26 protein-coding genes are annotated in these 20,185 nt (G+C 67.3%); 18 read left to right on the plus strand and 8 right to left on the minus strand.

What is annotated here, in order from left to right; translation table 11 throughout:
- Positions 1-63 precede the first annotated feature (63 nt).
- Complete coding sequence (locus DJ017_RS16250) at positions 64-960, minus strand: SDR family oxidoreductase (RefSeq protein ID WP_111529697.1); 897 nt, start codon at positions 958-960, stop codon at positions 64-66.
- 127 nt (positions 961-1,087) lie between these two features.
- On the opposite strand from DJ017_RS16250, the gene DJ017_RS16255 reads away from it, so the two are divergent.
- Positions 1,088-1,558, plus strand: a complete 471-nt coding sequence (locus DJ017_RS16255) for a MerR family transcriptional regulator (protein ID WP_111529698.1) — start codon at positions 1,088-1,090, stop codon at positions 1,556-1,558.
- On the opposite strand, the gene DJ017_RS16260 is transcribed toward DJ017_RS16255, so the two are convergent.
- On the minus strand, positions 1,500-2,261 hold the full coding sequence (locus DJ017_RS16260) for a hypothetical protein (protein WP_111529699.1): 762 nt from the start codon (positions 2,259-2,261) through the stop codon (positions 1,500-1,502). The two genes, DJ017_RS16255 and DJ017_RS16260, sit on opposite strands and share 59 nt — an antisense overlap.
- 195 nt (positions 2,262-2,456) lie before the next feature.
- On the opposite strand from DJ017_RS16260, the gene map reads away from it, so the two are divergent.
- Together map and DJ017_RS16270 are read left to right on the plus strand one after the other, a co-directional pair.
- Positions 2,457-3,281, plus strand: a complete 825-nt coding sequence (gene map / locus DJ017_RS16265) for a type I methionyl aminopeptidase (protein ID WP_111529700.1) — start codon at positions 2,457-2,459, stop codon at positions 3,279-3,281.
- Between the two features lie 24 nt (positions 3,282-3,305).
- Positions 3,306-3,842 carry a hypothetical protein gene (locus DJ017_RS16270; protein ID WP_111529701.1) on the plus strand — a complete coding sequence of 179 codons (537 nt, stop codon included), beginning with the start codon at positions 3,306-3,308 and terminating at the stop codon, positions 3,840-3,842.
- Here the strand turns inward: DJ017_RS16270 and DJ017_RS16275 are convergent.
- Genes DJ017_RS16275 through kaiC form a run of 3 tightly spaced genes read right to left on the minus strand, consistent with a single transcriptional unit; the run spans position 3,839 to position 7,293 of the window.
- The gene (locus DJ017_RS16275; protein WP_111529702.1) at positions 3,839-5,302 is read right to left on the minus strand and encodes an HWE histidine kinase domain-containing protein; all 1,464 of its coding nucleotides are present in this window, start codon (positions 5,300-5,302) and stop codon (positions 3,839-3,841) included. The genes DJ017_RS16270 and DJ017_RS16275 overlap by 4 nt on opposite strands.
- Positions 5,299-5,619, minus strand: coding sequence for a circadian clock KaiB family protein (locus DJ017_RS16280; RefSeq protein WP_111529703.1), 321 nt, complete (start codon positions 5,617-5,619; stop codon positions 5,299-5,301). Before DJ017_RS16280 ends, DJ017_RS16275 begins: the two co-directional genes overlap by 4 nt.
- 3 nt (positions 5,620-5,622) lie before the next feature.
- Positions 5,623-7,293 (minus strand): circadian clock protein KaiC, encoded by a 1,671-nt coding sequence (gene kaiC / locus DJ017_RS16285; RefSeq protein WP_111529704.1) that lies wholly within the window; start codon positions 7,291-7,293, stop codon positions 5,623-5,625.
- A 142-nt stretch (positions 7,294-7,435) separates the two neighbouring features.
- Here kaiC and radC point away from each other — a divergent pair, with 142 nt between their 5' ends.
- Positions 7,436-8,215, plus strand: a complete 780-nt coding sequence (gene radC / locus DJ017_RS16290) for a RadC family protein (protein ID WP_111529705.1) — start codon at positions 7,436-7,438, stop codon at positions 8,213-8,215.
- A 446-nt stretch (positions 8,216-8,661) separates the two neighbouring features.
- Here the strand turns inward: radC and DJ017_RS16295 are convergent, their stop codons facing one another.
- Entirely contained in the window at positions 8,662-8,925 is a 264-nt protein-coding gene (locus tag DJ017_RS16295; protein WP_111529706.1) for a hypothetical protein, read from the minus strand.
- A 359-nt stretch (positions 8,926-9,284) separates the two neighbouring features.
- Here DJ017_RS16295 and DJ017_RS16300 point away from each other — a divergent pair, with 359 nt between their 5' ends.
- The 10 genes from DJ017_RS16300 (at position 9,285) to DJ017_RS16340 (ending at position 15,545) form a co-directional block, all read left to right on the plus strand.
- Positions 9,285-9,656, plus strand: coding sequence for a response regulator transcription factor (locus DJ017_RS16300; protein ID WP_111529707.1), 372 nt, complete (start codon positions 9,285-9,287; stop codon positions 9,654-9,656).
- Positions 9,657-10,047: 391 nt separating this feature from the next.
- Positions 10,048-10,248, plus strand: coding sequence for a hypothetical protein (locus tag DJ017_RS16305; protein WP_111529708.1), 201 nt, complete (start codon positions 10,048-10,050; stop codon positions 10,246-10,248).
- A 119-nt stretch (positions 10,249-10,367) separates the two neighbouring features.
- A complete protein-coding gene (locus DJ017_RS16310) occupies positions 10,368-10,868 on the plus strand; it encodes a DUF1003 domain-containing protein (protein WP_111529709.1) in 501 nt (166 codons plus the stop codon).
- A 169-nt stretch (positions 10,869-11,037) separates the two neighbouring features.
- Complete coding sequence (locus tag DJ017_RS20130; RefSeq protein ID WP_133255474.1) at positions 11,038-11,367, plus strand: hypothetical protein; 330 nt, start codon at positions 11,038-11,040, stop codon at positions 11,365-11,367.
- Between the two features lie 460 nt (positions 11,368-11,827).
- The gene (locus tag DJ017_RS16315; protein WP_111529710.1) at positions 11,828-12,088 is read left to right on the plus strand and encodes a GlsB/YeaQ/YmgE family stress response membrane protein; all 261 of its coding nucleotides are present in this window, start codon (positions 11,828-11,830) and stop codon (positions 12,086-12,088) included.
- A 133-nt stretch (positions 12,089-12,221) separates the two neighbouring features.
- Positions 12,222-12,623 carry a DUF2147 domain-containing protein gene (locus tag DJ017_RS16320; protein ID WP_111529711.1) on the plus strand — a complete coding sequence of 134 codons (402 nt, stop codon included), beginning with the start codon at positions 12,222-12,224 and terminating at the stop codon, positions 12,621-12,623.
- 173 nt (positions 12,624-12,796) lie between these two features.
- Positions 12,797-13,870, plus strand: coding sequence for a sensor histidine kinase (locus tag DJ017_RS16325; RefSeq protein ID WP_111529712.1), 1,074 nt, complete (start codon positions 12,797-12,799; stop codon positions 13,868-13,870).
- 81 nt (positions 13,871-13,951) lie between these two features.
- On the plus strand, positions 13,952-14,425 hold the full coding sequence (locus DJ017_RS16330; RefSeq protein ID WP_111529713.1) for a hypothetical protein: 474 nt from the start codon (positions 13,952-13,954) through the stop codon (positions 14,423-14,425).
- A gap of 109 nt (positions 14,426-14,534) precedes the next feature.
- On the plus strand, positions 14,535-15,035 hold the full coding sequence (locus DJ017_RS16335) for a DUF1003 domain-containing protein (RefSeq protein ID WP_111530143.1): 501 nt from the start codon (positions 14,535-14,537) through the stop codon (positions 15,033-15,035).
- A 168-nt stretch (positions 15,036-15,203) separates the two neighbouring features.
- Positions 15,204-15,545 carry a hypothetical protein gene (locus tag DJ017_RS16340; protein ID WP_133255475.1) on the plus strand — a complete coding sequence of 114 codons (342 nt, stop codon included), beginning with the start codon at positions 15,204-15,206 and terminating at the stop codon, positions 15,543-15,545.
- Positions 15,546-16,028: 483 nt separating this feature from the next.
- Here the strand turns inward: DJ017_RS16340 and DJ017_RS16345 are convergent, their stop codons facing one another.
- Positions 16,029-16,412 (minus strand): hypothetical protein, encoded by a 384-nt coding sequence (locus DJ017_RS16345; protein ID WP_111529715.1) that lies wholly within the window; start codon positions 16,410-16,412, stop codon positions 16,029-16,031.
- A 785-nt stretch (positions 16,413-17,197) separates the two neighbouring features.
- Here DJ017_RS16345 and DJ017_RS16360 point away from each other — a divergent pair.
- Positions 17,198-17,452 carry a hypothetical protein gene (locus DJ017_RS16360; RefSeq protein WP_111529718.1) on the plus strand — a complete coding sequence of 85 codons (255 nt, stop codon included), beginning with the start codon at positions 17,198-17,200 and terminating at the stop codon, positions 17,450-17,452.
- A gap of 38 nt (positions 17,453-17,490) precedes the next feature.
- On the opposite strand, the gene DJ017_RS16365 is transcribed toward DJ017_RS16360, so the two are convergent.
- A complete protein-coding gene (locus DJ017_RS16365; protein ID WP_111529719.1) occupies positions 17,491-17,760 on the minus strand; it encodes a DUF6894 family protein in 270 nt (89 codons plus the stop codon).
- A 287-nt stretch (positions 17,761-18,047) separates the two neighbouring features.
- On the opposite strand from DJ017_RS16365, the gene DJ017_RS20475 reads away from it, so the two are divergent.
- The 3 genes from DJ017_RS20475 (at position 18,048) to DJ017_RS16380 (ending at position 20,141) form a co-directional block, all read left to right on the plus strand.
- Positions 18,048-18,212, plus strand: coding sequence for a hypothetical protein (locus DJ017_RS20475; protein ID WP_165830657.1), 165 nt, complete (start codon positions 18,048-18,050; stop codon positions 18,210-18,212).
- Between the two features lie 422 nt (positions 18,213-18,634).
- Entirely contained in the window at positions 18,635-18,817 is a 183-nt protein-coding gene (locus DJ017_RS16375) for a JAB domain-containing protein (RefSeq protein WP_319417993.1), read from the plus strand.
- A gap of 112 nt (positions 18,818-18,929) precedes the next feature.
- On the plus strand, positions 18,930-20,141 hold the full coding sequence (locus tag DJ017_RS16380) for a calcium-binding protein (RefSeq protein WP_111529722.1): 1,212 nt from the start codon (positions 18,930-18,932) through the stop codon (positions 20,139-20,141).
- The last annotated feature ends 44 nt before the right edge of the window (positions 20,142-20,185 follow it).

Raw genomic sequence — 20,185 nt, forward strand, 5'->3', positions numbered from 1 at the left:
GTTCCTGCCGCGGATCGTCCTCCATCGACCAACCCGCGGCGCCGACCCAGCCCTCCCCAACGGTCAGGCGACCGCCAACTCCAGCCGCTCGAGATCCTCGATCAGGGTCGGCCCCTTTGGGGTCCACTTCAGGCGCTCGCGCGTGAGGGCGGCGGAGGCCGGAACGTCATGGCCCGCGAAGGCTGCGAGCCAGCCGAAGTAACCGGGCGCCTCCTCAGGCGTGAGGGACTTCACCGGCAAATCGAGACGACGGCCGATCGCCCCGGCGATGTCGCGCATGGCGATGCCCTCCTCCGCCACCGCGTGATAGCGGGCGCGGGGCTCGGCGCGCTCCAGGGCCAGGCGATAGAGCGGGGCGACGTCTGAGACGTGAGCGGCCGTCCAGCGGTTGGCGCCGTCCCCGACATAGGCGGCGAAGCCCTTCTGGCGGGCGATGTCGATCATCGGCGAGACGAGCCCCTGACGGCGGGTGTCGTGCACCTGCGGCAGGCGCATGACCGAGACGTTCAGGCCCTCAGCGACGGCGGCGTCAGCGGCCTCCTCGGAGGCGGCGCGGGGCACTTGGGCGGCGCTGACCGGCTGGTCGGTTTCGCGGGCCGGCTCACCGGGCGCGCTGCGCCCCATGCCCGTGCCCGAGGTGACGACCATCGGCCCGCCGGACCGCGCCAGCCCCTCGGCCAGCGCCGCGATGGCGCGGCGGTCGTCCTCGCAGTTGTCGAGGTAGCGGGTGAAGTCGTGGTTGAAGGCCAGGTGGATGACCGCCTCGGCGGCGGCCGCCCCGGCCGTGAGGCTGCCAAGGTCCTGCAGATCCCCGTGGTGAACCTGCGCCCCGGCGGCGGCGAGCGCGCGGGCTCCCTCCTCCGAGCGCGTGAGGCCGAGCACCTCATGCCCGGCGGCGAGGAGATCCTTTACGACGGCGGAGCCGATGAAGCCGGTGGCTCCGGTGACGAAGATGCGCATGTGATCTGTCCTGTGGGAGGAGCGCCGGCCCTGCCCGGGACAAGACGCGATTTGCGTTGGCGAGGCCGACGCAAAGGAGGCTACACCTTCAACCACGGTTGAAGGTCAACAGGACGCGAGCGAAACCATGCGCATCGGGGAATTCGCCAGGCGAGCCGGCCTTTCCGCCTCGAAGATCCGCTTCTACGAGGCGCGCGGCCTGCTGCCGACGGCCGCGCGGACGCTGAGCGGCTATCGCAGCTACGACGCCACCGACCTGAGGATCGTGACCTTCATCGACCGATGCCGCAGCCTCGGCTTCTCGCTGGCCGACATCGCGCGCTTCATGCGCCTGCCCGAGGCGGAGCGGCGGGCCAAGGTCGGGCTCGTCGAGACCCTGGAAGCCAAGCTCGCCGAGCTCGACGCACACATGGCCGAGATGCGCCGCCGCCGGCGCGACATCCTGGCGATGATCGAGGAGGTGAAGGCCATCCGAGATGGCTCACACGAGGCCGGCTACGGCCCGACGCCCGAGCGCCGGGCCGGGGATGCGTCGGCGGCTACTGCCGGTGGCCGGGCGCGTAGGCCCGCGCGCTCCGGGCGTGATGCCGCTTCTTGACGTGACCCGGGGCGCGGCTGCTGGCGCCCGGTCCGGTGGCGGCGGCGGTCGAGGCCGGCGTACCGCTGGCGCTCGCGGCGTTGGCGGCTGACGGCGTGGTGTGCGACGGCGTCTGCTGGGCGGTAGCGGTTGTTCCAGTGGTCGTGGTCGCGGTCTGGCCCGCTGTGGTCCCCGGCGGAGCGGTGCTCGCCGTCTGGCCGGTGGTCTGGCCCCTCGTTTGGCCCGTGGTCTGGCCCGTGGTCGTGCCGCTGGTGGTCGAGTTCATGCCGGTCGAGGTGGTGCCGCCGGCGGCCGTCTGGCCGGTCGTGCCGCCCAGCGAACCGACGGCCGTGCCGCCCACCGCGGAAGTCCCGCCGCTCTGCGAGCCCGCGACCGAGCCGCCGGCCGCCATCTGCTGCTGAACCGCCTGGGCGAGTTGCACCGAGCCGGTCTTGGCGGTGCAGACCGCCTGGCCGCCGGTGGAGACCGAGAGCACATTGACCGAGACGCCGCAGACGTTGGCCGCCACCGTGATCGGCACCTGGGCGGTGACGGGCACGTTCGCCCGGTCGAGATTGAGCTTCACGGCCAGGTCGTTCAGCACATTGCGCAGATCGACGGTGACCAGGCTGGGGATGCTGGGTGTCGTCGTCTGAGCCGCGGCCGCGCCGCCGAGGCTCGCGGCCGCGAGGAACGCGGCGGCGGGTGCGAGATAAGCCCTCATGAATACAGTCCTCCCTTGCGCTGGCGCTTCGGCCAGCGGACGCACAACGACGCAGGGGCGCGCCCGGTTCATCGGCGCGCCTGAACGCCGCCATCGACCGGGCGTTGAAATTCCGTGCTAGGATTGCGACTTAAGCCTCAAGCCGATCCAGCGGCCGGCGCCTTGCTCTGGCGCGGCGGGATCGTGGAGTAGCCTATGTCTTCGACCGACATCCTCGACGCGGAACATCGCACCGGCCAGATCAAGATTCACGGCCCGGCGGACTTCGAGGGCATGCGCAAGGCCGGCAAGCTGGCCGCCGAGTGCCTGGACATGCTGACCCCGCACGTCGTTCCGGGCGTGCTGACCGAGAAGCTCGACGACCTGGCCCGGGAGTTCATTCTTGACCACGGCGCCCTGCCCGCTTGCCTCGGGTACCGCGGCTACACCAAGACCGTCTGCATCAGCCCCAACCACATCGTCTGCCACGGCATCCCCGGCGAGCGGGTGCTGCGCGAGGGCGACATCGTCAACATCGACGTCACCGTGATCGTCGACGGCTGGCACGGCGACACCAGCCGCATGTACGGCGTCGGCGCGGTGGCCCCGCGGGCCAAGCGGCTCGTCGACGTGACCTACGAGGCGCTGGAGCGCGGCCTCGCCGCCGTGAAGCCCGGCGCCAAGACCGGCGACATCGGCCACGCCATCCAGACCTATGTGGAGAGCATGCGCTGCTCGGTGGTGCGCGACTTCTGCGGCCACGGCCTGGGCAAGGTGTTCCACGACGCGCCGAACATCCTGCACTTCGGCCATCCCGGCACGGGCGAGCTCCTGCGGCCGGGCATGTTCTTCACTATCGAGCCGATGGTGAACCTCGGGAAGTACCCGGTGAAGCTGCTCTCCGACGGCTGGACGGCGGTCACCCGCGACAAATCCCTGTCGGCCCAGTGCGAGCACTCGATCGGCGTCACCGAGACGGGCTACGAGATCTTCACCGTATCGCCCGCGGGCCTCTTCAAGCCGCCGGTGCAATCGGCCTAAGCTCGCGGCCTTCGGGGGAAGGCCATGTTCGAACATTGGGACAGCTTCTATCTGCTCGTGGGCGGCGCCGCCGGCGCGCTGATTGGCCTGCTGTTCATCGTCGCCACCCTGACGCGCGGCCGTGACCGCGACAGCGCCCTGCACGGGGCGAGCGTCTACATGTCGCCGGTGGTGCTCCACCTCGCGCTCGTCCTGTCGATCAGCGCCCTGGCCGCCGTTCCCGGCATTTCTCCGCGCACCGGCGGGCTCCTCGTCGGGGCGGCCGGCCTGGTCGGCGTCGTCGCCTCGGCGCGGGTCGTCTATCACCTGGCCATCGCCAAGACCTTCGCCGGCGCGCACTGGACGGACCTTTGGTGCTACGGCGTGGCCGCCCTCGCCGCTGACCTGGCGCTCACCACGGCGGCGAGCGCGGTGTGGTGGGGCACGACCCGCATCGCGGATCTGGCGATCGGCGCCAGCCTGGTGGGCATCCTGCTGATCACCATCCGCAACGCCTGGGACCTGGTGACCTGGATCTCGGCGGTGAACAACGCAGAGGGGACGCCGCCGGCGGCCGGCTAGACGAGGCTGTCGGCCGCCAGCCGCATGCAGCAGATCACGCCGCCCTGCGCGAACTCGACCTCGGCCGAGCCTGCCCCGGCCTGACCGAGCCCGCGGGCGATCACGGTCTGGCCGAAGCCGCGCTTCTCCGGCGGCCGGACGGCGGGCCCGCCGGTCTCCTTCCAGCAGACCTCGAGGCCGCCTTCGGGGAGCGGCTTGCCGTCCACCATCACGCGGCCGGTCCCGTTGGAGAGTGCGCCGTACTTCACCGCGTTGGTGACCAGCTCGTGGAACACGAGGCCGAGCGAGACCGCCGCGTCGCGCGAGACCTGCACGCCGAGCCCCTCGAGGCGGATGCGGGCGCTGCGCGGCGCCACGTAGGGTGCGAGCTCGGCGGCGACGAGCTCCTCCAACGTCACCTCCTGCCAGGCCTTCTCGGCGAGCAGGTTCTGCGTCGCCGCGAGCGCGGCCAGGCGCTGGGTGAAGCGGTCGCCGAAGTCGCGCAGGTCGCGCGCCGTGGAGAGGGTCCGGGTGCTGATCGACTGCACGAGCGTCAGCATGTTCTTCATGCGGTGGTCTAGCTCGCGCATCAGCAGCGCCTGGCGCTTCTCCAGCGCCTTGCGCTCGGTGAGGTCGAGCAGGGTCACGATGCAGCCCGCCGCCACCCCGCCCGCCTGGCGCAGCGGCGCGGCGCTGACCAGCAGGTCGCGCGCTCCCTTGGGGAGGGCGAGACTGGCCTCGACGCTGCGCAGCTGGCCCCCGGCCAGGGCGATGACGACCAGGTCGTCGGCCTGCATCGGCCCGGCGCCGGCCGCGAAGGTCAGGCGAAACGCCGCCTCGAAGCGCTGGCCGATGGGCGAGGCCGGCAGCAGCTCCAGCACCGCGGCGTTGGCATGGGTGACGACGCCGTCGCGGTCGCAGACGACCACCGCCTCATTGGCCGACGCCATGATCGCGCCGCCGATGCGCTCGCTCTCGGCCGCGGCTTCCGCCTCGATCCGCTCGGTGACGTCGGTGAAGGTCAGGGCGGAGCCGGTGGAGAAGGCCAGCGGCAGCTCCGCCACGGTGACCACGAGGTGGCGCTGGCCGCCCCTCGTCGGGAGCACCACCTGAGCGCTCTGCCGCCCCTCGGCGGCGAGGGCCAGCAGCGGCTCGAGGGCGGCCCAGGCCCGGGGCCCGAGCGCGTCCTGCAGCCCGCCCTGCGCCAGCCCCTCGGCGCTCTCGCCGAGCAGGGCCGCGAGGGCGGCGTTGGCGTAGAGCAGCCGACGGTCCTCATCGAGGGCCGCCGCGCCGAGGTCCATGCTCTCCATGAAAGCGCGATAGGATTCCGAGCCGCCCACCAGGTGGAAGACCTGCTCGGCCTCGCCGCCACGGACCACCAGCGCGTCCACCTCGCCCTCGCGGATCGCCCGCAGGGTCTCCTCGGCCTCATCGAGGCGGCGGCGAAGCTCGGCGACCTCGGCGGCGCCGGCGAGGCTCACGCGAGGGTGTCCAGCTGAAGGCTGACCAGCACCTTCTGGGTGTCGGAGAGATCGCCGATGATCTTCTGGATCGGCACCGGCAACTGGCGGACCAGGGTCGGGATGGCGACGATGTTGTGCTCGCGGGCGAGCTGCGGCGAGGAGCGCAGGTCGACCACGTCGATCTGGTAGCGGCCTGGACCGAGGTGCTCGGCGCAGAGCCGCTCCAGGTTGCGGATCGCGGCCACCGACTTGGGCGTCTGGCCCGCCACGTAGAGCGTGAGCTTCAAGGGGGCGGCGGTCTCTCCGCCGGCCGGCGTGGTGGCTTGGATGGTCATCGCTCAGGCCCTCCGGGACCGGGCCATCTCGGCCACGTCGAATTCCGCCTGTTCGCGGAAGCGGGTCTCGGCCGCGGTGGCCGAGCTGTATTCGAGTTCGTCGGCGGCCAGCTCCGCCTCCAGCGCCTGGATCTGGGCGAGCGTGCGCTTGCGCTTCTGCTCTAGCTTGCGCTGGGCCATCTCGACCTCCTCGCGACGCGCCGCCTCCTCGCGGCGCTCGCGGGCCTCCTCGGCGCGGCGCGCCGAGCCGGTAAGCGCGCCGGTCTCGCCGAGATAGGGCGACAGGAGCGAGATGCCGCGCTCGTTCATCACGAACTCCCGGACCTGGTTCGAGTGCGAGATGCCGCGGGCTTTCAGCAGGTAGAGCTCGCGGTTGAATTCGCCGTTGTTCTCGCGGTTGAGCAGGAGGATCCAGGCGTCCATCAGACTGGAGAGCCCGGCCTCCGTCTTCGCTTCGCCCTGCACGTGCGACAGGTGGGTGAAGACGCCCGTCGTGCCGTTGGACTTCAGGTAGTCGATGACCCGCAGCAGCATCGACTGGACTTCAAGGCTCTCGCCGGAGTCGATGAAGGCCGAGATCGGGTCGAGCACCACGAGCGAGGGCTTGAAGCGGGCCACCTCGTGCAGCATCACCGCCAGGTGCGCCTCGAGGCTGTAGAAGGTCGGCCGCGAGGCGATCATCCGCAGCAGCCCGGAGTCGAGGCACGGCTGCAGGTCGATGCCGATGGAGCGCATGTTGCGCACCGTCTGCGGCGGCGACTCCTCGAACGAGAAGTAGAGCGCCCGCTCGCCGGCCTGGCACGTGGCGGCCAGGAACGAGGCCGCGATCGAGCTCTTGCCCGAGCCGGCCACGCCGCTGACCAGGATGCTTGAGCCGCGGTGGAAGCCGCCGCCGCTGAGCATCTCGTCGAGGTCGGGAATGCCCGTGGAGATCCGCTCGTCGGAGACCTTGTGCGTCAGGCCGAGCGCGCTGACCGGCAGCACGCTGAAGCCGTCGCTGCCGATGAGGAAGGGATACTCATTGGTGCCGTGCGCCGTGCCCCGGTACTTCACGATCCGCAGCCGGCGGGTCGAGACCTGGTTGTTCACCCGGTGGTCCAGCAGGATCACGCAGTCGGAGACGTACTCCTCCAGGCCCTGGCGGGTCAGGGCGCCGTCGCCGCGCTCGCCGGTGATGACGGCGGTGAGGCCCTTCTCCTTCAGCCAGTCGAACAGGCGCCGGATCTCGGCGCGCAGCACGGCCTGGTTGGTGAAGGCCGAGAACAGGCTCTCGATGGTGTCGAGGACGATCCGCTTGGCGCCTACCGAGTCGATGGCGAGTTCGAGCCTCAGGAACAGGCCTTCGAGGTCGTAGTCGCCGGCCTCGGCCAGTTCGCGCGGGTCGATGGCGATGTGCTCGAAGGCCATCCGCCCCTCGGCCACCAGCTCGTCGAGGCCGAAGTTCAGCGAAGAGACGTTCTCGACGATGTCGCCCGGACGCTCCTCGAACGTGACGAACACTCCCGGCTCGCCGAACTCGCGCACGCCGTTGATCAGGAAGGTGGTCGCGAACAGGGTCTTGCCGCAGCCGGCCGAGCCGCAGACCAGCGTCGGCCGTCCCTCCGGCAGGCCGCCGAGCGTCAGCTCGTCGAAGCCCTCGATTCCTGTCGCAGCCTTGCGGATACCAGCGGTCATGCGCCCCTCACGCCCCGTCTCTCGACGATTTCGGAAAGTCCCCGATGGCGTTTAACGCATGATAGGGGCGACAGGTTCACCGCCGCGGGGGAATATTTCAAGGGCTTGCCAGCGTCGAACAAATGCGGAACAACTCGCGCTTATGGTCAAGCCGCGCGCCATATCGGGGGGCCTCGAGGACGCTTCCGGTCAGCCGGATCTGTGGGCGGCGGCCGCGCCTGCGCGAAAGGCTGCCGCCGCGAAGGCCGACGCGCCGCACTACCTCGGTCATCGCGAGCGGCTGCGCGAACGGGCGCTCGCCGGCGGGCTCGCCGCCCTGCCCGATTATGAGGTGCTGGAGCTGCTGCTGTTCCGCGCCATCCCGCGCGGCGACGTCAAACCCCTCGCCAAGCAGCTGCTGGCCCGCTTCGGCTCCCTCGCCGGAGTGATGGGCGCGAGCCTCGAGGAACTGAAGACCGTGCGCGGCGTGGGCGAAGGCGTCGCCCTGGATCTCAAGCTCGGGCACGAAGTGGCGCTGCGGAGCGGCCGCGAGGCGGTGGCCAGACGGCCGGTGATCTCGTCCTGGTCGGCCCTGCTCGCCTATGTGAAGACCGCCCTGGCGCACGAGGCGCGAGAACAGTTCCGCGTGCTGTTCCTCGACAAGAAGAACCAGCTCATCGCCGACGAGACGATGAACCGGGGCACCGTGGACCACGCGCCGGTCTATCCGCGCGAGGTGGTGCGCCGGGCGCTGGAGCTTTCGGCCAGCGCCATCATCCTGGTGCACAATCATCCAGGGGGTGATCCGACACCATCCGTCGCGGACGTGGACATGACCAAGCAGGTCGTCGAGGCGGCGCGAGCCTTACGGATCACGGTGCATGATCACCTGGTGGTCGCCCGCCACGGCACAGCCAGCTTCAAAGCCCTCGGACTGCTCTAGCGCGCGCAACAGAGGTTAGGTCCAGGCCCTCGGCCACCCCGCCCGAAACGCCTCCCTATTCGCGTGATCGGCTGCGCAGGCCGCCGACGAGATTGCCGGCGCCGTTCAAGTCGCTTCGATCCGCCCCATGTTTCCGACGCCGCCCTGCCCGCTTCATCGGACGCAAAGTCGAGGTCTGAGAAAATGGTTTGCAGATATTCCTGCAGGCGGGGATCGCGCGCTGACAGTCGCGCGATCAAGGCGCCGAGCAGGCGCTCCGTCGCGAGCGTCTCCTCCTCCACTTCGGCGAGGTCTGGGGTGTGATTCATGTCTCCGCGCCCTCTGGAGAGGAACTCTCGCCCCCATGATGGGGCGCCCGCCGCCGTCGGAAGCCTCCAGGCGTCAGACGTTCCAAGAGGTTCCTTCCGGCCGGCCGCCGAGACCCACGCGCGGTCCGACCCGCACGCCTATTCTGGATTTCCTTCCTGGCTGGGCGCGCCATGCAGGTCCGTCCCCGACGAGCCACCACAAATCTCAGGTCCATCAGCGACGGCAATGCAGGCAAGCCCCGCGGCGGTGATGTCCCATCCCTGACGGCTGCGAATTGCCAGGCCCAATTCCGTGAGGTGGCGGGCGTCGGCAATATTCACGAATGCAGTGATCTTCCCCGAGCGCTTGGCGGCGAGATTCCGCAAAGCGTGTAGTTGTCCGTCGGTGAGGCTGTCGCTCATGGAGCTCTCCGCGACGGCGAGGCCGAGCCCAGCAGGTTGGGACCGCGTCCCCCAAGAGACTCCTTTTTCCCAGGGCTGTCCACCACGTGCGCCCGTCGGCCGCCGAATGGTGCGCGTTCCATTCGTGCGCCGCCAGCGTCGTCAACTCCGTCGGCATCCCAGGCACGCAGCGGCGGCTGCCAGCTATTTCCGAGCCTTAGGCCCAGGCCGCGCACAGCGTCTGTCCAAGGTGCGGCTTGGGCGAGGGCGAGACCGTCCCACGGAGGGCTTGTCTCGGTGGAACCTAATTCGCCACGGTTCCCTTATGCCGCCAGCGGGAATGGTCTTTCATATGTCGCCCCCGCGGCTAAGGGCCTGCCATGCCCACCTCAACTATCGTTCTGATCGTTGAGGACGAAATCCTCATCCAAGACCTTCTCGAAAGCGCCTTTACCGACGAAGGCTTCGAGGTCTATGTGCTCTCAAGCGGCGCCGAAGCGATGGCCTATTTGGATGGCTGCGCCAATTTTCCGCGCGGGCTCGTCACCGACATCAATCTGGGAGCGGCGCCGGACGGATGGCAGATCGGGCGGCGCGTCCGCGAACTCAGCCCCACGACCCCAGTGATCTACATGTCCGGGGACAGCGGACATGAATGGGGCCTCCACGGGGTGGCTGAGAGCCTGATGGTGCAGAAGCCCTTTCAGCCGACGCAAGTCGTATCGGCGATGCGCGCAATGCTGGAAGTGTAGAGAACATGCCTCGGCGCGGGCTTGGGCTGCAGCTTATGAAGGAGCGACGGCTTGGCGGCGGCGGCGTTGGTTAGAAGACCGTCGTCGCCTCCAGACAGTTGTATTGATGTGTTCGACCAGCCGCCGCGCCTCGGCCACCTCGATGCCAGCCCGAAGGCGCTTGGGCTGATGCAGACCAATTTTTGCGCGGTCGGGCGTCCGCATCGACAGCACGCCGCCGGCGGCGGAGGAAAAAAGCGTCGCTGCGGGAGTAGGAACAGCGCTGGGCCAATGAAGACGGAACAGCCTCCACTCGGCCCCACAGCACCTGAAGCAACCGCCGCGACCCGGGGGTCGACTGTTGCCGGCCAACGTGGTGGCCCTTGGGGACACTCAGCTGTATGCTTGACCGATGGAAACGCACGCCGAAGTCGTTCAGCGCTGGCACGATTTGCGAGAGATGATGATCCAGCAACTCGACATGTTCGAAAGCGGCGCACTCATCCTGCGTTCGAACGGGGTGAACACTTCCGCAGAAGCCATGGCTGATCTCAGGCGCAGCATTCTCGAGTTCGACGCACTGATCGCGAAGGACGAGGCCGACAACCCTTGACCGAGCGAATATGGCCGCGGTCAGCTTGGGCGGCCAGGTGCCCGTCAAGCTCCCCTCGATGGTAACGTGCTACTGTGGTCCGCCAATGAGCGCCGCTGACCGCCCGGGAGGCAACGACCATGGATGCCCTGCGTCTGAGGCACGAATTGCACGATGAAGAGGCGAGGCTCCTGAGCGAACTGAGAACGCTCCGCCGAAGCCAGCGGGCCGCAGATCCGACCACCGTCAACACGATGCTCACGCCTGGCCAGCGCGTCGCCGATCTGGTCGCCGCCACTATGGGATCATGGCGCTTCATCGTTATCCAGTCGGTATTGCTGGTCCTTTGGGTGACCCTGAACATCACCGCGTATGTGCGCCACTGGGACCCCTACCCGTTCATCCTGCTGAACCTCGCGCTTTCATTCCAGGCCGCCTACGCAGCTCCATTCATCATGATGAGTCAGAACCGCCAGCAGGACGTCGACCGGCGGGAAGCGGCGAACGACTACCACATCAACGTGAAGGCGGAGCTGGAGATCGAACTCCTCCACGAGAAGATCGACCAGCTTCGCGACAAGGAGGTTCTCGCGCTGACCCAGGCCGTCCAGAGTCTGGTGGGTCTTCTTCAAAAGTCGTGATCCCGTCCCTGGAATTCGTGCGGATTTTCGCGAGAGAATTTGTAAGATTTATCGGATTTTTCGGCTCCGATATGCTAATCTCAAGCCGATCAAGAGCGGCCGGATCGCCTCTCGGGTACAGAAAGGTACGCGCAGCGTAGCTCTGCACCGGATCCTGAAAGCTCATGTGATGAGCACGATTTCTCAAAACATTCTTCTGTCGAAGACGCCTGATGACAGTTCACCACACGTCGCGGCGGAGCGCCCGCCAGCGACGGCAAGCACTAGCGTCAGCGTCCCGCGCAAGAGCGGCTGCACGTTCCGTGTCCGGGAGACGGCCGGTGTCTGGCGCGTCTCGCGTGATGGCGCTCTCTACGGCGAATTCCTCACCCGCGGCGATGCAGTTCGCGGCGCTTGCTTCGGCGCGCGTTCAGAGGACAGCCGCGGCCGCGGGGCCGAGGTGCTGGCTGCGCCGGGGGATCAGCGGGTTCCCCACTATGAACCCCATTTCGGCGAGTGAGCTTGCCGCGCCAGGCGGCTGGCTACGCCGCATGTATTGGAGTTCGACACCATGAGTCCATCGCCCGTTGAAAGGTTCGCGCCAGGCGCCGTTGAGCCCCGCCGCACCCCCGCGCCGCCATCGGAGAATGCTTCCACCGAGCGGTGGGAGGATGAAGGCGGGGCCAGCGCTCGCCCCGGCAAGACGCCGCGCGTCGTTCCGGCCCCCATCTCCGCTCCGGATCAATGCGCGGGGGCACGTAGGGCTTGACCCCCGCCAAGGTGGCCTAACGCGGATTTCCCAATAGTCTGCATCGATCGCCGTAAGGCGGCGGAGACATTCGACATGCGGAGGCCTCGGACACTTGTCACTCACACGGGGCGAGCGCGTACAGCGATCTTGGCGATAGGATTGCGTCGCCGCCCAGTCCGAGGCGGCGGCCCGGCATACCGCCTCTTGGAAACATCAAAGGAGAGCTGAAATGTCGATCATAGGGTGGATCGTTCTGGGTCTCATCGCGGGCTTCATCGCCAGCAAACTCGTCAACAAGACCGGCTCGGGTCTGGTCACGGACATCGTGCTGGGGGTCGTGGGCGCGTTCGTGGGCGGTTTCGTCTTCACGCGCTTCTTCGGCGCCGCCGGCGTCACCGGCTTCAACCTCTACAGCATGTTCGTGGCTGTGGCGGGCGCGGTCGTGGTGCTCGTTCTGTACCATCTGCTGTTCGGACGCCGTGCGCTCTGAGCCCATCGCGACGACGGCGCTGGTCTCAGGCCCAGCAGGAGGACGGCGTCCGCGCCGGCGCGGCCGACCGAGAACTACGGGCCGCATCGCCGTTGTCGTCGCCGCGATCGCCCTTCCCCCCGGGCCGCGCGCCATGTCCCAGCCGGCCGTGCCGCAGGGCGTGTGGCTGATGGACGGCAGGGTGGCAGTGCAGATCTTCGAGTGCGAGGGCCTGATGTGCGGTCGGGTCGTCTGGCTGCGGGTCCCGCGCGATCCCCAAGGCCAGTTCAACCTCGACAAGAAGAATCCCGTTCCGGCACTGCGGCGGCGTAAACTCTGCGGACTGACCATCCTCTGGGGGTTGCGCCCCACGGGCTCCAATCACTGGGTCGACGGCTGGTTCTACAATCCGGACGACGGCAAGAGCTACAGTGTCAAGGCGGACCTCCAGTCCGACGACGTCATAGTTGCGCGCATCTACGCGGGTGTCCCGATTTTCGGCAGAACCAAGACCCTGGCCCGGGTTGCGCACGAAACCTCGGATGGATGGTGCTGACCTGAGTCAGAGGCGAGACCCGTCGCATTCGTTTCGCATCGTCATACACGGCTCAAAAGCGCGCCGCGACGCCTGAGGCGTGCTAAGGTGACTATGAGCTTGGAGCGCCTACCATCTGAGTTCTCCCGGGTAAGTCTTTCATTTCGAGAGACTCCGGATGTGAAGGGACAGCCATGGCTGCCCGCACCATTCTTGATCCGGATACCGGCCTCGCCCTGGCCTTGGCCGTCGTAGGCTCCTCGACTTCGCCGCTCGTCCTCCTCGACGGCGACTTCAACATCGTGGCGGCGAGCGTATCCTTCTTCGACGCTTTCCAGCTTGCTCGCGGCGACGCCGAGGGTCGCTCCCTCTTCGACCTGAGCTCAGGCGAATGGAATGTCCCTCAGTTGCGGGCGTTGCTGAAGGCGACGGCCGCCGGAGACGCTCGGGTCGAGGCCTATGAGATGGACCTGACGGGGGACCGGGTCGAACCGCGACACCTGGTGGTCAATGCCCGGAAACTCGACTATGGCGACCCAGAGCACGTACGGCTCCTGCTCTCCGTGACCGACGTCACCGACGCGCGACTTGCCGACAAGCTGAAGGATGACCTGCTGCGGGAAAAGGCCATCCTGCTTCAGGAGATCCAGCACCGGGTCGCCAACAGCCTGCAGATCATCGCCAGTGTGATCCTCCAGAGCGCGCGCCACGCGCAGTCGGAAGAAGCTCGGAGCTATCTCAGGGACGCCCACAGCCGGGTCATGTCGGTCGCTACTCTGCAGCAGCAGTTGGCCGCATCGCGCCTGGGCGACGTCGACCTTCGCCCCTATTTCACGCAGCTTTGCGAAAGCATCGGCGCCTCGATGATCCGCGATCGCGACCGATTGACCCTGGAGGTCAATGCCGACGCCAGCCCCGTTCCCGCGCAGACCTCCGTGAGTCTTGGGCTAATCGTCACCGAACTCGTGATCAACTCGCTGAAACACGCCTTTCCCGGCGATCGCCGAGGCAGGATCGTGGTGGAATACCACGCGCACGGCCCGAACTGGGAATTGGCGGTCACGGACAACGGCATCGGGATGCCCAAGGACGCGGCGAGCGCCTCCCCGGGACTTGGGACCGGCATCATAGCGGCACTGGCAACCCAGCTGCGCGCTCGTGTTCAGGTCACCGACGCGCACCCCGGCACAACCGTGTCGCTTATTCATGGCCAGTGGGCTTCAGTCCAGGCCGAGCGGCGAGAGGTATTGGGGGAGGCTCGCTCGTAGGTGGCGCGCAGCGCGCACGCGCCATCCGCGGGCCGAGTTGGAGCCGCGACTGAGGGACGTGATGTTCCCGAGGAGGTCAGAATGCCCGTTGAAAACACCGACCTGGAGCGCCGGGTTCTGGCGCATGAGCAGATCCTGCAAGCCCTCATGGCTCAGCTGGCGGAAGGCCAGCCCGGCCTTCTGGACCGAATGCACGAGCGTTTCGCCAGCGCGCGGCGTGGCGCCCACGAACACGACTACGTCGAAACCGCCGACTACGCAGAAGCCTTCCTGCACGAGGTGATGCGGCTCGGGCGCGTCCAAGACGCGAAATCCGCCAATCGGCCCTCAGTCACGCCCCAGAAGACCACGCCAGCCGCGAAAGCCAACAATCCCGACCCGCCCGTGGTGATCCGCGCCGCGCCGGTCGGAGGCGTCTGGCGCGTTACGCGCGACCACGTGTTCCTTGGAGACTATCTGGCGGAAGGTCCGGCCCGGGACGCCGCCGCAAAGGCGGTGCGCGAGATCGAAAGTCAGGGCGGTCGAGCGGAGCTGGTCTTCGAGGCGCCCCGGTAGACGCGGCTCGCCTGGCGCGGATCGGCGGTAGGAGCCGCTCGTCTGCCAGATGGTAAGGTGCGGCTGGCGTCATCCGCAGGCGCCTGAGACCTACCGTAAGGCGAACATCATGGGCGCGCTGCATCTGAGGCATGAACTGCACGACGAAGAAGCCAGGCTGCTGGCCGAGCTGAGAGCCCTGCGCAGAAGTCAGCGCGCCCTTGCGCCAAACGCCCTCGTCGCGCCGCTTACGTCTGGCCAGCGAATCGCCGACCTGGTCGCAGCGACCATGGGGTCCTGCTGCTTCATCGTCATCCAATCGGCCTCGCTCGTCTTGTGGGTGACCTTGAACATCACCGCCTATATCCAGCACTGGGACCCCTACCCCTTCATCCTGCTGAACCTCGCGCTCTCGTTCCAGGCCGCCTACGCGGCTCCCTTCATCATGATGAGCCAGAACCGTCAGCAGGACGTCGACCGCCGGGAAGCGGCGAACGACTATCGCATCAACATCAAGGCCGAGCTCGAGATCGAGCTTCTCCACGACAAAATCGACCAACTCCGAGAGAAGGAGGTCCTCGCGCTGACGCAAGCCGCGCAGGGGCTGACGGTCCTGCTGCAAAAACAGTGAATAGTTCCGACCACGTCCGGATTACCTCAAAAATATATTCTACAATTCTGGGCGATCATTCAGCGTCGATCTGCTATAATAAAAAAGATCAAGAGTGGCCAACCGCCCCTCAGGGACAGCAAGCTGCGCGCAGCGTAGCTCTGTACCGGATCCTGAAAGCTCACTCCGATGAGCACGATCTCTCAAAGAATCCATCGCTCACAGATGCCCGGCTATTGGGCAGTGGAAATCCGGCAGAGCGAGGCTGCCGGCCCCGGAAAGCAGTACCTGTGCCAGGCGCAGGACGATCCCTCGGCCGCCGCGATCGCCGGACGCCTGATGGGCTCCGCGCTCAGCGTCCACGGTTTCAGCTACTACTGGATCGACAAGGGCCGACTTGAGGGGAGCAGGGCGACGCTGCCTCTGCTCGGCGAGCACCAAATGGTCGCCGATCCGGCGGAATGGGCGGAACTGATGGCGGCTCACGATGCCTCGGAACGCGCCACGGTGGCCGAACGAGGTGGCGCGTGAACGTCGCCCGCCCCCGCAGAGCGGGATGCACATTTCGGGTCCTTCAGACATCCGCGAAATGGCAGGTCTCGCGCGACGATAGGTTCTATGGCGAATTCCACACGCGCGGCGACGCTGTGCGTGCCGCCTGCTTCGGCGCTCGAAATCAGGATCGGCACGGCGGCGGATCGAAGGTGCTGATAACGCCAGGAGACCAACGCGTACCACACTATGAGCCGCATTTCGGCGAGTGAGTTTGCGTCCCACCGGCTGAATTCGACCCGACGCGCCGGGTCGGCGAAATGGCCCTGCCAAGTTGCAGCGGCCCCTTCGCCGACTAGATCACCGAACGCTCAGGCTCTGCGACTCACGCGCGCGCTGACCTTTGCGCCGCGCCCCTCAGGCGCCTGGAAGATGGAGCGGACAGCCGCCGGCGCCTTCGGCTTCGCCTGCTTGGGCTTTCGCGCTTCCCGGTTCGATCGCATCTGCCCTTTGGCCATGGACTCACTCCTTCTTCTGATCGACGGCGGCTTTGCTGAAGGCAAAGCCGAGCAGGACGTCGTCACGCTGGGCGCCGGGCCGCGCGGGATCACAGAAGCCGATCAGCAGCCGGTCAGGCGTATCGTCCAAGCAGGTGGCGCGATCGTCGCTCCAGCCCGTCGCCGTCTCATGGCTTGATCGGATCTCCAGGCGACAGTCCATCGCCTGCGGCGGGATCTCGACCCGCTGGTCGAGGTCCCGGCCGCCGATGTGGGAGCCGTAGGCCAGGCGCGGCGCGGCATTGGAGGCGTCGAACACGCGAACGTCCCAGCGATGATGACCGCTTTCTGGACGGGCGGTGGCGCTGAAGCGGGCGGAAGCGCCCGCGGGCAAGTTCAGGTGATGCATGGAGATGTCTCCGGAGACTGCGCCGACCTACGCGCCGCGGCCTGGGCAAGCAGCCGCACGGCCACAGCCTGGAGGTGGGACGTTCGCTGATCCTCGAAGACGGCGAGGTCCAGCCACACAGAAGCGGCGAACTGATGCCTCAACCGTACTTGAGGCAGAGGGCTGGCCGCGGCCGCCGCGAAAGACTGCGCAGCGCGCCCAAGATATTCGGGGGCCAGGATCCTGCTCTTGATCATGGCCCTACCGCCTCGCGTTCGAAGCGCTCGGAGACACAGAGGGCGTGCCGCCGGAAATCAGCCGTTCCACCCTCTGCCAAAGCAGGTCGAACTGCGCCCTGGCGGACATGAGGTCGCACTGCAGCTGGGCGTTCCGCCGCCGCAGGAGCGCGTTCTCTCGCTCGAGGTCGAATGGGCAGACGGGGGGGCTCATTTGCGCTCCCCGATGCCGATAGACGAACAGGCGAGCGCCAACGCCAAACCGCCGAAGGCGAGGGGTGTAACCGCTACGAAGAGCGTGGACATGTTTCGTCTCAGATACGCGCCGAGTCGGCGATGATCGACCGCTTGGCTCGCGGCACAGGACCGACGGCGCGTCCTGAATATGGTGATGCCCAGCGTAGATGCCAGGATTCAAAGCCATATGGCGGCGCCGGTCGCGGGTCGACCGGCGCTGACGCTCTCGCGCCGGCGTTTCACGATCCCGGCAGATCGCGCCGGAAGGCTTTCCGTCCTCGTGACGCATCACCATGTCTCGGGCGCGGGAACTTCCAGAGCTCGGAGATTGCGATGAACCGTGACGATGTCGACGTCGTGGAACTTGAGCAGCGGGTGCTGGCGTCCGAGCGGCTCCTCAGCACCCTCATCGCAATTCTGTCTGCGCGGGAGCCCCGCCTTCTGGCCGAGTTGCAGGCCGTGTTCGCGAGCCCAGACTTTGCGGGAGACGCCGCCGGCCGCAATGCTGCGAACACCTGGTCGAGGATCTCGCGAGACCTCACCGACACAGCGAGGCTGCTGAACGCCTTGGGAAGTCAGAAACGGTAGGCTCCCCCAGCTCTTGCGGCGGCGGCCCCGGCTTTGGGCTATAGGCCCCCGAGGTTCCTTTGGTAAGGCACGACCTTGGCGGACGGCATTTCGGTCGCGGCAAGGGTCAGGGCGAACAAGAGCAGTCCCGCGTCGTCACAGACTTCCATCGACCATCGTTTCGCGTTCCAGAAAGTCTCAGGACGCTCCTTTATCACGGCGCCGGCAAGGCGAAGCGCCTCGTCGCGCGCGATGTTGAGGCCAGCGAGTTCGGTGCCCTGAAGATCCGGCAGCGCGTCGTCCAAGACGTTGAAGAAATACCGAGGCATGAACCGCCTCCCATCAGAGGCGAGAGCACTTGGCCCACAGCCACCGGCGCCTCGGAAAGAAAGCCAGTGATCAACACCGAACGATCTGGCGGGCCTGCCGTTCCAAGGATGAGCACTTGAACGGGCGCCCACACATCGGCGGGATTGGCTGGGGAATAGGCCAGACCGGGGCACGGCTCCGCCGACTATGCATCCTATTGCGGACCGGGAGTCGAATTAGCTCGCTATCTGGCTGAGTTGCGCGCCTCCTGCCTATGCTGAGGATCGGCTTTGCGCAGGAGGGCTCCATGACGCCCGCTGAACTGAAAAAGGCCAATCTCGACCACTTCAAGCGGCTTCTGGACCGAACGAGCGATCCCGACGAGCGTCGGCGGATCGAGGCGCTCGTCGCCGAGGAACGACTGAAGGCCGAAGTCGCCTACCCAAACAGCCAGAGCAAACCGCCTAGCTGAAACGCAGGTCGCACCAATGCACCGATATTTCGCCGCACGTCCGGGTCGGACGGCAAACTGAAGCAGACGCCGGAAAGCTTGCGATGCGTAACCCCAGGCCGTCGCGGTCCGACGGCGTCCGGATCCGAGGCGCCGCCGTGTTAGGCTCGACCCATGCTAGGCGCCATTGACAACCAACCGAACGTAACCGTCCGCAACAGCGTCGAGGCGACCGCGCGTGGATTGTTTCGCTGCGGCGCCATTTCGGCCCGGGAACTCAGGCGCTTAGAAGCGGCGGCGCGCGCCAAGCACGCACATTGCGCACCAATCGGCGTGAGCACGGGTGAGCGCTCGGTACACAGCGGACTCGCGCGCCGGAACCAACCCCAGACCACGTCCCCTGCCCTCAATCGCAACCGGAAAAAATCCAATAGTTCAATCGCTTGGATCTCCCTAGCGGAATGGTGCACAACCACCCGTCCGGGGATCCGACGCCGTCCAGCGCGGACGTCGACATGACCCGCCAGGTGGTCGGCGCGGCGCGATCCCTACGCATCGAGGTGCACGATCACCTGGTGGTCGGCCGCCACGGTGTGGCGAGCTTCAAGGCGCTCGGACTGCTTTGACAGCGTCGCCATAGGAACAAAGCCGAGCTTTTCCGGTTTGGAAGCGCGGCCTTGGGAGAGCGGCGCCATAGGCGTCGCCGCCCCGGGCTCCTCGCTTCCGATAGGTGCTCACATGGCGATCATTACTGGGACTTCCTCTGCCGACTCCCTCGTCGGGACGGCGGACAGCGACATTCTCGTCGGCCTCGGCGGGTCCGACACCCTCGACGGCGGCGCGGGCTCCGACGCGGCCGACTACGATGCAGCCCCCGCGGCGATCGTCGCCAACCTCGCCACCGGCGTGGTGCAGGACGGCTACGGCGGGACCGACCATCTGATCTCGATCGAGCAGATCGGCGGCACGAGCTTCAACGACCAGATCACCGGCGACGACGGCGCGAACTACCTCGACGGCCGGTCGGGCGACGACTCGATCGCCGCCGGCGGCGGCTCCGACATCCTGGTCGGCGGCGGCGGCAACGACACCCTCGACGGCGGCGCCGGGGACGACATCCTCAAGCCCGGCGACGGTCACGACGTGCTGCGCGGCGGGGAAGGCTACGACACCGCCGACTATTCCGACTACAGCGCCGGCATCGCCGCCGACATCTACTCGGGCACCTGGAAGGACACCTACCAGTCGATCGAGAACATCTCCGGCAGCGCCTTCAACGACGACCTGAAGGGCGATTGGCAGAACAACGTCCTCCTCGGCGGCAGCGGCGACGACAACCTCGACGGACGCGAGGGCGACGACCGGCTGGACGGCGGCACCGGCAACGACACCCTGACCGGCGGCCCGGGCGCCAACTTCATGACCGGCGGCGACGGCAATGACGTGATCAACGGCGGCGACGATTTCGACCGCACCAACGGCAACGTCGGCAATGACACCGTGCACGGCGCCGGCGGCAATGACTGGGTGACCGGCGGCCAGGACAGCGACGTACTCTACGGCGACGCCGGCAACGACATCCTCAACGGCAACCTCGGCTCCGACACCGGCTATGGCGGCGCGGGCGACGACGTGGTCCGCGGCGGCCAGGGCGACGACGTGCTCTACGGCGAGGACGGCAACGACTGGATGACCGGGGACCTCGGCAACGACACCATGACGGGCGGCGCCGGGGCGGACACCTTCCGCGCCTTCGCCGGCGGTGGAACCGACAAGATCATGGACTTCAACGCCGCTGAGGGCGACCGCATCCAGCTCGATCCGGGCACGACCTATACGACCGCCCAGGTCGGCGGCGACGTGGTCATCACCATGGGCAGCGGCGCGACCACGACTTTGGTCGGCGTGCAGATGTCGAGCCTGTCCTCGGGCTGGATCTTCGGCGCCTGAGGAAGGCTCAGTTGGGGTCGGCGGGGCTCCTGGGCCCCGCCCCC

Origin of the sequence: Phenylobacterium soli, assembly GCF_003254475.1 — a bacterium.
In the GTDB taxonomy this organism is placed as follows: Bacteria; Pseudomonadota; Alphaproteobacteria; order Caulobacterales; family Caulobacteraceae; genus Phenylobacterium; species Phenylobacterium soli.